Origin of the sequence: Morganella psychrotolerans (assembly GCF_965118875.1) — a bacterium.
GTDB lineage: Bacteria > Pseudomonadota > Gammaproteobacteria > Enterobacterales > Enterobacteriaceae > Morganella > Morganella psychrotolerans_C.
On the sequence record NZ_CBCPJD010000002.1, the window covers coordinates 309,402 to 322,159 of the forward strand.

Consider the following 12,758-nt stretch of genomic DNA (forward strand, 5'->3'; position numbering starts at 1 on the left):
GTTATTAATATGCATGTTAAGGCTATCCGGCAGTAATGGAATAGATTAGATAATATTAAGTCGTAATTAATAAAAATAAAATAATACGATACACGTAATAGATATTTATTGGATCGTATTTTTATAAAAATAATAAATTCTATATTTTATATAGTGTTAACAATTTAATATTTATAATCGATTAATCACATGTGTTAAATATTAGTTACTAACAGCGAATAACGTTATGTTAACGCATTTTTTGATAAGAATTAACGCATTATTTATTCATGTAATATATAAGATAGTCATTTAAACTCTTAAAAATCAATGAAATACAATTAACTTCTTTTGTGTGAACATTAGGCTTTCTTGTTGCTCAGGATCTAAATTTGTTTTGTAGCGCATTACTCGGCTTAAATTAGTCATTAAAACTGATTGAAGCGATTCAGTCAGGATTTTAAGTCTGATGCTGTCTGGTTTTTTGGATTAAAGTTTTACTAATTCAAAACTTGCGCCAGATCAATTCTAAAGGTGTAACCCTGTATGTTAGAGTATTTCCAAGTTAAGCTACTTACATCCAAATATATCCAAATATAACTATACCCAACGTCATTCAAGTTGCAGGAAGGCGGCAAGGGAAAATAGACGGGGAGCATAGGTAAACTATGTGACCCGGATATTTTAGCGCAGCCAACGAACCTGAAGTTTGAATGAGTAAGGGTATAAATTTATTATTGAGACGACGAGAATATACTCCATGAAAAAAATTAATGTAATTACCGCTATTATTTTTGCTGCTATTTCTTCCGGCGCTGTAGCGGGTGATGGTAAAATTACGTTTAAAGGTGAAGTGGTAAAACAAAGCTGTGTAGTTGAAGGTTCGGATAAAAGTAAAACGGTTACATTACCGACAGTCAGTTCGAATGCATTGCAAACTGCCGGCGATACAACAGGCACAACACCTTTTACCATTCAATTATCAAAATGTGCCGCAGCAGAAACGGTAACCGATGTTGGTTTAAGTTTTATCGGCCCGAACATTGATTTAGCGACGAGAACGCTGAATACCGCCGGCGTGGGTACAACAACCGCGAAAAATGTCAATATCGCATTGTATAACCAGAATGATCAGCTTATTAAGCTGGGTATGGATAAAGATAATCAGAATGTTGGCTTTACCAAATTAGCGGAAGGCAATGTTCAGTTAAACTATGTTGCCAAGTATTATGCCCTGGGTATTTCTGAGCCGGGTTTAGTGGAATCTAACGTTGATTTCGAAATTATTTATAAATAATATTTATTTATAATAATATAATGGAAATAGTCCGGTTAATTTGTTCTAATCACCCTGTTTCCATTTTCTGTTTTTTGTCTTTAACTCATCATTATCCGAGTATATAAAATACGTATGATTAAAAAGATGATAGCTGTCTTTCTGTCGTTGGTGGCTATTCCGGCGACAGCCAGTATTGTGATAACCGGTACCCGGTTTGTATATCCTTCAGGTGATAAGGAAATATCCATTAATGTTGAAAATAGTGGTGAAAAAACAGCACTGAGCCAGGTATGGCTGACAACAGGATTTTCAGAAAAAAGAACAGATAAAGAAATCTCAAAGGCCGATATTGAGGACACTCCATTTGTTGTGCTGCCGCCATTATTTAAAATCAAGCCCGGTAATGTCCAGACTGTCCGTATTTTGTATACCGGTGAACCGCTTGCAACGGATCGTGAAAGTATTTTTACACTGAATGTACTTGATGTCCCGCCAAAAAGTAAAAACATTGAAAATAGTCTGCAAATCTCTGTTTTATCTAAATTTAAATTCTTTTACCGGCCTTCTGCTATTGCCGGTGATTACAATACAGCGGTTGATAAGATTGACTGGACAATAACAAAACAAGGTTCAGATATTTTGTTATCAGCGAAAAATAACAGTGCTTTCTATATAACCCTTGATAAAGCAAGGGTTATTACAGGCGGGCAGGAATATGACGTACAGCCGGGCTTAGCCATGATGTCACCTTTCGGCGGAATAACTAAGGCAAAGATTAGCCGGTTAAATACCGTTCCGGGTCAGTCTGCGGAAATTAAATTTAGTTACATTAATGATTCAGGCGGCAACACGGATTCAGTTAAAATAGTAAATTAAGGTTATTTGGTTAATTTCATGAAATGGTTTATTTATCTGCCGGTTATTTTATCCTCAGTCATGCTGCCGTGCAGTGTGGTATTGGCTGACGATAGTGACGACGATTATGAATTTAACCCCGCATTTATTAAAAATTACGCGGTTAGTGACGATGTCGATTTGCGTGTGCTGGCGACTGATAATGATCAGATGCCGGGATTATACAGTACGGATGTTTATATTAATGAACAACACATCGGCCAGTTTCTTGTTAAACTGGAAAGTAAAGATGAGAAATTACAGCTTTGTTTAATACCTGAATTGATTGATTCTATGGGGTTAACCGATTCATTTGTTCAGTTGTATCATGAGAAATACGAAACACAGGATGAAAATAGCTGTTCTTATTTATCAGACCTGATCCCCGAATCATTTTTCGAATTTATTTTCAATAAACAGCAACTTTCTGTTTCTGTTCCGCAACGCGACTTACTTAAACCCGTCCCGCCGGAAAGTAACCCGAAAAATTGGGATGAAGGTAATTCAGTCATATTCAGTAACTATTTTTATAACCGCTATACCACCCGTGCTGAAGGTTATGAAAATACCGCCGATTCATTAACATTAAACTCAGGTATTAATTTTTATAAATGGCGGCTGCGCCATGACAGTCAGATTAATGATGATAAATATTCAGCGGTAATGACCTGGCTTGAACGGGATATTGATAGTGTCAGAGGAAAACTGACGCTGGGTGATTTTTATTCCGGCTCTGTATTTTCTAATGGCAGTTCATTGCGTGGTGTCAGATTACGTAATGATAATAGTATGTTATTCAGCAGAGAAACCGGTTTTGCGCCGGTTATTCAGGGAATAGCCAAAACACAGTCGCAGGTAAAAGTGTACCTTGCGGACTCCGGCACAGAAATTTACAGCACAGTTGTTCCTGCCGGACCTTTTGAAATAAGCGATCTGCTGCCGCTCTATTATTCAGGTGATTTGCGCGTTGATATTATCGGGGCCGGTGGTGATGTGCAAAAAATGAATATTCCGGTTCAGAGCGGGCTGTCATTTACCCGCCCGGGAAAATTAGACTTTGATATTGGTGTGGGTAAATTACGTTACCGGAATAGTGTCTTTGGTGATCCTGTGACGGATGCGTCATTGCGCTATGGTATTAATAACCGGATATCGGCTTCTCTGGGAACGGTGGTCAGTAATGATTATTTATCCGGCGCGGCAGGTATGACGGTAAATACACCCGTTGGTGCATTTAATGGTGAAGTTATTCATGCAAAAGCTCAGTTGAACGATGCGGATAAAACCCTTGAAGGGAGCGCCTATAAACTCAGTTACAGTAAATCATTTGCGGCAACAGAAACCTATATAAACCTGTCTTCTATACAGTTTGATTCTAAGAACTACATCAGTGTTTATAACGCGATGCAGATAAATGATGCGTATTATCAATATGATGACCAGCAGCAAAATAATGCGTATAAACTGAAAACCCAATATACATTATCAATGAGTCAGCGCCTGCCTTATAACACCGGCAGTATCAGTATGAGTGGTTCAACGGCGGATTACTGGAACAGCAGAGCAAGCAGTAAACAATATACTCTCTCTTACTCAGCAACGGTTTTTGATGCCGGTGTTATTGCGTCATTACAAAAAACAGATAACCAGTATAATAAAGATACGCTTTTCTCACTGTCACTGAGTATCCCGCTTTCTGTCGGTGACAGCACCTATCTGACCAGTAATTACCTCTCTTCAGACAGTACCCGCAATATTGGTGCCGGTGTCAGCGGACGGCTGAATGAAAATCTTGATTATTCGTTATCTGCCGGTCAGGACCGATATGACGGTGAAGCAAACCGGTATGCAACTGCCGGAGCGCGTTATAAAACATCATTTGCGGATTTTTCTTCGGATTACAGCCATTATCCTGACGCCAAAACATTGAGTTTAAGTGCTTCCGGGGCAATAGTCGGTCACAGTGGGGGAATTTTATTCTCCAATACGCTGGGAAGTTCATTCGCTGTTATTAAGGCGGAAGGTGTTGAAAATGCGCAGGTTATTGGTGCGGATACAACAACTAACAGCGCCGGTTATGCTATCCAGCCGAATTTAGTGCCTTACCGGAAGAATTTAATCGGCGTGGAAACCAAAGATCTGGGGCAGAATTACACCATTGAAGAATCAAAGCGAATGGTTATCCCGCGTTCCGGCAGTGCGGTGTTTGTGACACTGGATACACGGATTGGTGCGCCGGTCGTTCTGAAAGCCACAGATGAACAAGGGCATGCATTGTCTCTTGGCGCCACTGTCTATAGTAATGATAATACGCCGCTAACGTTTGTCGGACAGGGCGGGAAAATCTTTCTGAATCTGAATGAGAAACTGACAAAAATTCTGGTGGATACGAATTCGGCTGATGGTGGTCAGTGTGAGGTAGATTTGAATGCAATCAATCAGAAATACCTTATGAATGATAAAGTGTCAGTCATCACAGTTACCTGCGGAGTGATTAATCATGAGAATTAACTGTTTGTTTTCCCTGTTATTGATGATTATCAGCATGCAGGTATCAGCATTCAGCACCATTACTGATATTAAGGGGCACGTTGCCCCGGTCTGGCGGGGAGCGACAAATATTCGTGCCACTATCGGCGTATTTAATTCAGGTAGTTACGGGTTTGGTGAGCCTATCCGTGATACCAGCGGGCGATTAATTGAAACCGAATATATTCCGCATTTCCATACAAGTTATTCATCGCCCAGGTTTAAGTGTACAAAAGGTGAAACGTACCGCGCATCAGTGACTGCAGAAGGAATTGGTACTGTTCTGGGCGAGAAAGACGGCTATGCCATTATTCAGTCAAATATCCCGGGGATTGGTTACCGGCTGGATATCGGCGGCGCATTTTCAGGGACATATGTTAATCCGGTTATTACCCGGTACAGTAAAATAAGCACCACCGGCGCATCAGATATTGATATCAGTTGTACCGCGACGGCGCAGTTTGCACTGGGCGTTAAAGTGACACTGGTCAGAACCAATGAACAGCCGGATGACAATAACGGGCTTGCTTATCTGCCGGTAAATGTTAACTCACCTTATCCTGTTGCTATTTCAATATATAACCGCAGCGGTGCCATTGAATTAGACGGGCGCTGGACTATTCCGCTGAAAAAAAACAGCAATGTTTCTGTTAAATACATGAAAGAGTCCTGTCGTTACCGGTTTTCCAACCGGGAGCAACTTCTGAGTCTCGGCAAAGTCAGCTCTGCTCAGTTTTCCGGAACAGGCAGTACCGCTTATGGCGATAATGGTGCACAGAGTGTGGATGTGTATATCGATTGCGCGGGTACGAATGTTATTCATAATATCCGTGCATCTGTTTTTGAGGCTATCGCCGGAAATGAAGCATCGGGTGCATTGCGGCGTCAGGGGGTTTTACTCAATAATCTGACCGGACAAAATGCAGCAAAAGGTGTCGGTGTTCAGGTATTAATTGATAATAATATTAAGCCACTCGGTACGGATGCGCCGGTTTATATTGATGATGATACTCAGTGGGATGTGGAAAACAGCCATGAGATAATCAGAGGCGTTTATCATTTTTCTGTCAGTGGACGTTATTATCAGGTTGCACCTGAAATCCGGGAAGGTAAAATTCAGACGACCGCCGGGTTTACACTGATATACCGGTAAAACCATTGCCTTGCCAGGTTCAGCAACGTGGTACAGCACCAAAAATTACAGGTATAATCCCGAACATTATTCAATCGGTTCCGAAACGAAAAAGAAACGAAAATGACAAAACTCACCTTACAAGAGCAGATGCTGAAAGCCGGTCTGGTAACCAGCAAAAAAGTAGCTAAAGTCCAGAGAACCGCTAAAAAATCACGGGTTCAGGCGCGTGAAGCAAGAGAAGCGGTGGAAGAAAACAAAAAAGTACAATCTGAGCGTGATAAACAGCTGAGTGACCAACAGAAACAAGCTGCGTTATCTAAAGAATATAAAGCGCAGGTAAAACAGCTTATTGAAATGAACAGAATCAACATTTCAAGAGGCGATATTAGTTTTAACTTCACAGATAATAATCTGATTAAAAAAGTGGTAGTGGATAAGGTGACTCAGGCTCAGCTGATCAGCGGTCGTCTCGCCATTGCCCGTTTGGTTATAGATAACAGTGACGTGAGTGAATACGCTATTATCCCCGCGAGTGTTGCTGATAAAATTATGCAGCGGGATGCGGACAGTATTGTATTAAATAATGCACTTAGTCAGGAAGCGGAAGATGAAGATGATCCGTATGCTGATTTTAAAGTGCCTGATGATTTGATGTGGTAATGGCGCATATATAAGCTTTTTGCGGCAGTATGATTATAAATACGTTTGCTGTCAGAACGTGCCGGCATTTTGGGCGTTAATTGGCTCTCCGCTGACGGGATGAACAAAATTAAGCTCACTGGCGTGCAGCATCAGCCGGGGTATCTTTTCTGTCCCGGGTTGCAGGAGCCCGCCATAAAGGTCGCAGCCCAGAATAGGATGTCCCAGCAACTGACAGTGAATACGCAGTTGATGGGTGCGCCCGGTTTCCGGGGTTAGCTCTACCCGCGTCACGGGCAGTAATGTTCCGTCTTCTGACTTATGATAAAAGCGCTCAATGACCCGGTAGTGCGAGAGGGCGGGCTTGCCACGGATTGCGCAGACAGACATCCGCGGAAATAGCGCAGGGTCTTTGGCAATCGCGGCATCTATCATGCCTTCATCGTCGCTCAGATGTCCGCAGAGCAGTGCGCGGTATACCTTGGACACTGTGCGCTGACTAAATTGTTGGCAGAGAGCGGCGTTTACTGCTTTATTGCGGGCAATCACCATCAGCCCGGAAGTGCCGAAATCCAGACGGTGAACCAGGGTGCAGCCCGGAAATAGTTGTACCAGCCGGTGATGCACTGAATCAAGATTTTGCGGGTTTTTTCCCGAGAGACTGAGCAGTCCTGCGGGTTTATTGATAATCACCAGATGATCGTCTTGCAGGATTATCCCGATCTCGTTATGACACGGCGGGGCAATAAAAGTATCAATAATTGCAGACATCAGACTATCCGGTTGAAGAGCGGAAATGGATGATAGCGAATTTTAAGCCGGCTGGCGACAGTGACTGCCGGGCATTCATCATCCTGATGTATACCCAACGTCATTCAGGATGCAGACAACGAACCTGCAGTTTGAATGAATAAGGGTATAAACCAAAGACATGGTTTGCACAGGCAATGTGCTTTATACTGCGCGCTGCAAAAACTGAGTATATAAATGATTAAGCAGGGGTAATGGCGATGAACGGAACAATCACAACGTGGTTCGAAGATAAGGGTTTTGGGTTTATCAAAGATGAAAATGGTGATAACCGTTATTTTCATGAGGTTAAGGTCGCCAACCCTGAGCTGATAAAAAAAGATGCAGCAGTCACTTTTGAGCCCACGACAAATAACAAAGGCTTATCCGCCTATTCCGTAAAAGTTATACCGGAAAGCAAATACATCTATATCGCGGGTGAGCGCATTAAACTTACATCGATCAAATCCTACCTGATTTACAGTGAAGAAGTGCCTGTTGACTCCACAATTGATAAAGAGAAGACCGTCCTGTCAGTCGGGGTACTGATGAGCAGCATCAGACCCAAATTAACTACTGCGCCGGATGAAATGCGCTCACTGAAAAAACTGGCGATCACCACTTTCCAGGGAACAACACTGATCTTTTCGGAAGATGAGATTGATGTGGATGCTACCGTGAAATTGCTCGGCGTCTGACATTATCCGGGGCTGCCTGCGGCTGTTTATCAGCCGGGTCCCGGTATTGTTTACTGATCTTAGTATGCCGGGCATACGGCTGCTATACACACGGGTAATGAGCGCCTTATTGCATTTTTTTGCAAATTATATTGTTCCCACGGCACTGCTCATATGGCCAGCCCACCAGCGTTTCGATTGTTTTGCGGACCTCTGGCCGGGCATCTTTAATTTTTCCGCCCTGCCTGATCCGCACAATTTCATCTAACACAATCTGATGTGTTTTACGGTTAAGCGTCATCTGGCAGCTAAAGAAAATGGCGATCAGAGCAAGAAGGGTAACTCCGCTAAAAAAGATCAGGGAGATTGCATTAACAGCACTCTCCGGTTGTATATGTGACTTAGGCTGAAAGCCAAAATGTGTCAGAGTAGCCCCCACTGAAAACACGATAACCGAACGTGAGATTTTACCGGCAAACGTCATCGGACCGGCATAAATCCCCTCCCGGCGCCGTCCGGTAAAAACTTCGTCTGCATCCGCCAGAAAGGTATATAAAGCCCACGGAATAGAATAGGCTGAGGGGATTTCAAAACGCACGCTGCAAAATGAGATGGTGGCGGTGAGAAATATTTTAGCCGTTGCCGGTCGGGGAAAACTGGCCGATCCGCAGCATGAGAAACTTAGTAATAAAGCCCTCGGATTGTCCGGTGGGAGCCGGGATGGTACTAAGATTGCCATCAGTGCGGAGCACTATCTCGCTGCGGTTTCCTGTGCAGAAATACAGGACGCTGGTGTAGCGGCGGCGCTGCTGCGCGGAGAGGCGAGGGTTCGCGTAGTATTCGGCACAAAAGGTGGAAGGCCACGTGATACGACGGTGATCGACAGAGAAAAATGTTGTACGCAGTGAATAATGCCCTGAAGGTGGCGGCTGTGCAGAACGGCCGGATCTGAAATCAGCTATTGACCGCTACCGGAATATGGCCCGCAAAGCCGGGCTGACCGGCAAATCGGCACCGCACAGTCTGCGCTATGCCCGGGCGGTGGACGCGATGGCATTCCACACACGCAGTGGCATGAGTGAAAAGGAAGTCAGCGCGATGGTGTCAATGGATCTCGGGCACGGTGACGGGCGCTATGTCGTCAGCGTTTACACGAAATCTTCTGAAAGCGGAATATAGTTTCTGATAGCTCTGTCAGCACAGGCAAATTAGCATCAGGCGGCTAATTCGTTGTCACTGGCAACAGCCGAAATGTGATGTTTATATTAACCCGTGCGGGGGATTTTCCTACGGGAGATATCCCCGTTTTTTAACGGACAGGGATGTCTCATGATACAGAAAAAAACCGCAAACCCGTTGTAAAAGCTGATTTATTCCGGGAGGTAAACAGAGCTGATGTAGCCCTTAAAGGAGGAATGAACAGACTAAGTTTGACTTTAACGGAGAAGATCTGTAAAACTCGCACGCATAAAAAAACAGACTTGCGCGAACAAGTCTGTTTTCTTGAGAGCTTTTTCAAACACGAGTAACAATGCTACGTTATGTTTTACCTTGCTCTTTTTCGCACCTGTCAGGATAACATCATGTTTAACTGACAAGCCGGTTCTGAATTAATTGGTGCCCGGACGCGGAATCGAACCACGGACACGGGGATTTTCAATCCCCTGCTCTACCGACTGAGCTATCCGGGCAACGGGACGTATTAAACCTGATTCTGTCCTGAGCGTCAATCCTATTTCATTAAAACTGTGTCAAGTGACGGTTTTTTCTGCGATTTATTTAGTTTTTAATCAGACCGGATTGTTTTTACGGCAGTACACCCAATGATTCCGATATTGAGTCAGATATCCCTGCTATGCGGAGAGCTCGTTTTGCGTTACTAAAACACCGGGCACTGTGGCTGATTTACAAAATGATAGCATGCTTGGTTTGGTTTTAATTTTGCAGGAACAAGTACGTATTTTTTTGTATGTATTTTTGTGTGACTGAGTTTTGGTAAGAGGGCATTTATTTTCAAAGGAAGTATGTCACAATTACATGCACTCCCACCACATCCTTCAAGACACCATATTTTACATATACACTCTGTATTTATCTGACCATTAATAATGCACTCTGATGGAATGCTATTACAAACATCTCTACTTTCTGTATTTCCAGCCCATGCGGTATCAACTAAAAAAATAAACACTAAGAGTGTTAATTTAAAAGTATACATACGTGACGATCCTCTGGCTATAAGTGGGGTTACCTGATGTCACATGTCGACATTATATGTATACCCTTGTTTATTCAAACTGCAGGTTCGTTGGCGGAACAACGCCAGCCGGGTCACATATTCATGTATACTTTCCGCCTGCATCCTGAATGACGTTGGGTATATATCAGTAGGCATATTGATAGTTCATGATGACAATCCCCGGGTTAAATAAATTAATTATTTTTATAAATAACACAAGTAGATCATTGTTCTATTTATTTTATAGCGAAATTTTTTGTATGTTAATGTTGTGGCGTGAGTTTTAATAACATGAAAGCTAAAGGTAGTGTAATGGGTTTTATGATATGCGTAAAGATATGCTGTTCTGTTTTGAATATCATAAATAAAAGCACTTAAGATAAAAAAGATAATTTCACGTATTAAGTATTTTTATTATTTAAATTAATCCTTTACGCTGTGGTCGGTGGAGGGCTAGTAATGGGTTTAAATAATTATTTTCATTTATTGTATATTGCTATTACCTAAATGTAAATTATAGCGATGGTTCATAATAAATCATTGTTAATTTAAAATACATGATACTTAATATTATAAATAAACTCATGATGACTATATCAATTTCACGTTGTATTTATAAGGTGAACGAAGGGATTGAATATGATATGGCATAATTATTTATTATTGTTTTCCTTCTTGGTTATTAGATTAGAATGAAAATTAATATTCAGAGTTAATTAATTTAAACGATCAGGGTGACTTATTCTCATAACCTGTATTTATCGCAATAAAACAGTATCATTTTACAATGAGGGTGTATCAATGAAAAAAAATCTGGAAAAAAGAGATGTAAGTCGCGTAGAGTTAAATGTTGCAACAAACCAATGGCCTGAAAGTGAGTGGGGACATATTTCAAATACATTTTATGTTACGGTAAAGGATGCAGATGGAAAGGCTGTTGAAAATGCTGTAGGTACTCTGAAGTTTTTAGATGACCTTGGAGAGGAGTCTGAATTAATAACTGCTACCATTGTATCTGAAACTGCACAAAGTAATAAAAATGGTATTTTAGAATTACAATATTATTTATCTGCAATACCATCCCCAACACCTGTAATTGTAGATGTTATTGCTACTATTGATGACGTTGATTCTAACCCGGTTTTACTTGAATTTGTCAGTCCTGCTAAGTTTCTGGCAAAACCCAATGTTCCTGCAATGTTAGATGGCTCTATCGATGATAGTGATGTTGAAAAAGGTATTTATGTCTACGCTAACATAGCAGCAAGTGAAGATTCCGAACTTTATTTTTGCTGGGAAAATGCAGTCTCGTCGTATCACATAAATGCAGGAACAGATATCTACTCTCTAAAAATAGATGAAGGTATGTTAGAAAATGGTGAGCATGATATTTCATTTTATCTTGTTGATGGTGTGAAAAATGCGCAATTCTCACATATTACAGTGGTAAATATTGAACGGGTAGATGGAGGGGGCGCTGCAGAACTTCAGGATTTAGGTCCTGTCGTTATTGTTGAAGCTGAGCAAACAGGGTACATAAATAAGTCAATGTCTGATAGAGGCATAACTCTGAAAATAAATGAGTGGCCAAAACTTAACGATGCAGATGCGACGATAAATGAAGAAAAAACAGGTTTAATTTCCTTGCAAGGATTTAATAAAAAAGGGGATAAAATTGGTTCGCCTCAGTTTTATACGTTAAAAGCAGATACTGATTTTGATAATAAAGCAAAGACATTTAATCCTATTACCAGAGCGGTTCCTTCCTCATTTTTTAATGCTATCGGAGAAGGATCTGTCCAAATTAAGTATTCATTGAATTTAATTGAGGATGGTAAATCACACACAAATGCGAATGCGAATGTGAGTAAATATTTGGTTGATGTGATTCCACCGGCAAGAAATTAATATAACTATAGCCACTTAGCCTATATGGGGAAGTGGCTTTTTATTGTGTTAGTTATGAGAGATAAGCTACATACTCATCATATTTGTCCATATTATGATTCTTTTACTGACAATACGGCAGTTCCTGTTGGCAGAGGTCGATTATCAACCGCAATGTCGTCAGGCCAACGGTAAGCTATTACCCGATCTGTGCCAAATGACTTGATGTTAACCGAGTCGGATTGGTTACCTCCTAAAATAAGTAATGATCCATTTTCAGTTTTACCAACACAAAAACCAACATGCCCGCCACCAGAACGAGAAAAACGGACAATACAGCCGTACTTAGGTTCACTTAATTTTTGCCCAAAATTATCATAAGATCCGGAACTGTCTTTACGTGGAGAGCGGATACCTGAGCGTTCCAGCATGGCATTGACAAAACCGGCACACCAAGGCACTGATTTTGCGGTACCAACTAAACCTGATAATTTACTATCACGCCACATCTGGTCTATTGATGTTGAGCCCGCGGGAGTATGTTCAGATATGCCGATTTCTCCTCTGGCTGCAATAAGCCATTTAGGTTCATTCACGGGTGACTCCTTTAAATGTTATATTTTTATCTGGTCGGATTACCCGGATACAGAATATTAAGTTATTGCTATTTCAAATAGGACTGATTAGCTCATAATAAGATAGATTAAAAGG

General features: G+C 41.5%; 9 protein-coding genes, 1 tRNA gene and 2 pseudogenes. 8 read left to right on the forward strand and 4 right to left on the reverse strand.

What is annotated here, in order from left to right:
- The first annotated feature begins 739 nt into the window (after positions 1–739).
- The 5 genes from ACMHKJ_RS04845 to ACMHKJ_RS04865 all read left to right on the forward strand — a co-directional run bounded on the left by ACMHKJ_RS04845 (position 740) and on the right by ACMHKJ_RS04865 (position 6,476).
- A complete protein-coding gene (locus ACMHKJ_RS04845; RefSeq protein ID WP_413492377.1) occupies positions 740–1,276 on the forward strand; it encodes a fimbrial protein in 537 nt (178 codons plus the stop codon).
- A 126-nt stretch (positions 1,277–1,402) separates the two neighbouring features.
- On the forward strand, positions 1,403–2,134 hold the full coding sequence (locus ACMHKJ_RS04850) for a fimbrial biogenesis chaperone (RefSeq protein WP_413492378.1): 732 nt from the start codon (positions 1,403–1,405) through the stop codon (positions 2,132–2,134).
- 18 nt (positions 2,135–2,152) lie between these two features.
- Positions 2,153–4,663, forward strand: coding sequence for a fimbria/pilus outer membrane usher protein (locus ACMHKJ_RS04855; RefSeq protein WP_413492379.1), 2,511 nt, complete (start codon positions 2,153–2,155; stop codon positions 4,661–4,663).
- The gene (locus ACMHKJ_RS04860; RefSeq protein WP_413492380.1) at positions 4,653–5,834 is read left to right on the forward strand and encodes a fimbrial protein; all 1,182 of its coding nucleotides are present in this window, start codon (positions 4,653–4,655) and stop codon (positions 5,832–5,834) included. The genes ACMHKJ_RS04855 and ACMHKJ_RS04860 overlap by 11 nt, the downstream gene beginning before the upstream one ends.
- 102 nt (positions 5,835–5,936) lie before the next feature.
- Positions 5,937–6,476 (forward strand): DUF2058 domain-containing protein, encoded by a 540-nt coding sequence (locus ACMHKJ_RS04865; RefSeq protein ID WP_413492382.1) that lies wholly within the window; start codon positions 5,937–5,939, stop codon positions 6,474–6,476.
- 51 nt (positions 6,477–6,527) lie between these two features.
- Here ACMHKJ_RS04865 and ACMHKJ_RS04870 read toward each other — a convergent pair whose 3' ends face one another.
- The gene (locus ACMHKJ_RS04870) at positions 6,528–7,226 is read right to left on the reverse strand and encodes an RluA family pseudouridine synthase (protein WP_413492383.1); all 699 of its coding nucleotides are present in this window, start codon (positions 7,224–7,226) and stop codon (positions 6,528–6,530) included.
- Positions 7,227–7,459: 233 nt separating this feature from the next.
- On the opposite strand from ACMHKJ_RS04870, the gene ACMHKJ_RS04875 reads away from it, so the two are divergent.
- Positions 7,460–7,942: a cold-shock protein gene (locus ACMHKJ_RS04875; RefSeq protein ID WP_413492384.1), complete on the forward strand. Its 483-nt coding sequence runs from the start codon at positions 7,460–7,462 to the stop codon at positions 7,940–7,942.
- Positions 7,943–8,048: 106 nt separating this feature from the next.
- On the opposite strand, the pseudogene ACMHKJ_RS04880 reads toward ACMHKJ_RS04875, so the two are convergent.
- Positions 8,049–8,495: pseudogene (locus ACMHKJ_RS04880) on the reverse strand (MFS transporter); the annotation flags it as partial.
- A 1-nt stretch (position 8,496) separates the two neighbouring features.
- On the opposite strand from ACMHKJ_RS04880, the pseudogene ACMHKJ_RS04885 reads away from it, so the two are divergent.
- A pseudogene (locus ACMHKJ_RS04885) lies at positions 8,497–9,100 on the forward strand (integrase domain-containing protein); the annotation flags it as partial.
- Positions 9,101–9,536: 436 nt separating this feature from the next.
- Here ACMHKJ_RS04885 and ACMHKJ_RS04890 read toward each other — a convergent pair.
- Positions 9,537–9,612, reverse strand: a tRNA-Phe gene (locus ACMHKJ_RS04890).
- Between the two features lie 1,349 nt (positions 9,613–10,961).
- Between ACMHKJ_RS04890 and ACMHKJ_RS04895 the strand changes: the two genes are divergently transcribed.
- Positions 10,962–12,068 (forward strand): hypothetical protein, encoded by a 1,107-nt coding sequence (locus ACMHKJ_RS04895; RefSeq protein ID WP_413492385.1) that lies wholly within the window; start codon positions 10,962–10,964, stop codon positions 12,066–12,068.
- A gap of 92 nt (positions 12,069–12,160) precedes the next feature.
- On the opposite strand, the gene ACMHKJ_RS04900 is transcribed toward ACMHKJ_RS04895, so the two are convergent.
- The gene (locus ACMHKJ_RS04900) at positions 12,161–12,643 is read right to left on the reverse strand and encodes a TIGR02594 family protein (protein ID WP_413492386.1); all 483 of its coding nucleotides are present in this window, start codon (positions 12,641–12,643) and stop codon (positions 12,161–12,163) included.
- Positions 12,644–12,758 lie beyond the last annotated feature (115 nt).

Bases quoted from the DNA above. Each gene is read 5' to 3' on its own strand.
- ACMHKJ_RS04845 (WP_413492377.1), top strand. From the start codon at position 740: ATGAAAAAAATTAATGTAATTACCGCTATTATTTTTGCTGCTATTTCT.
- ACMHKJ_RS04850 (WP_413492378.1), top strand. From the start codon at position 1,403: ATGATAGCTGTCTTTCTGTCGTTGGTGGCTATTCCGGCGACAGCCAGT.
- ACMHKJ_RS04855 (WP_413492379.1), top strand. From the start codon at position 2,153: ATGAAATGGTTTATTTATCTGCCGGTTATTTTATCCTCAGTCATGCTG.
- ACMHKJ_RS04860 (WP_413492380.1), top strand. From the start codon at position 4,653: ATGAGAATTAACTGTTTGTTTTCCCTGTTATTGATGATTATCAGCATG.
- ACMHKJ_RS04865 (WP_413492382.1), top strand. From the start codon at position 5,937: ATGACAAAACTCACCTTACAAGAGCAGATGCTGAAAGCCGGTCTGGTA.
- ACMHKJ_RS04870 (WP_413492383.1), bottom strand. From the start codon at position 7,226: ATGTCTGCAATTATTGATACTTTTATTGCCCCGCCGTGTCATAACGAG.
- ACMHKJ_RS04875 (WP_413492384.1), top strand. From the start codon at position 7,460: ATGGCGATGAACGGAACAATCACAACGTGGTTCGAAGATAAGGGTTTT.
- ACMHKJ_RS04895 (WP_413492385.1), top strand. From the start codon at position 10,962: ATGAAAAAAAATCTGGAAAAAAGAGATGTAAGTCGCGTAGAGTTAAAT.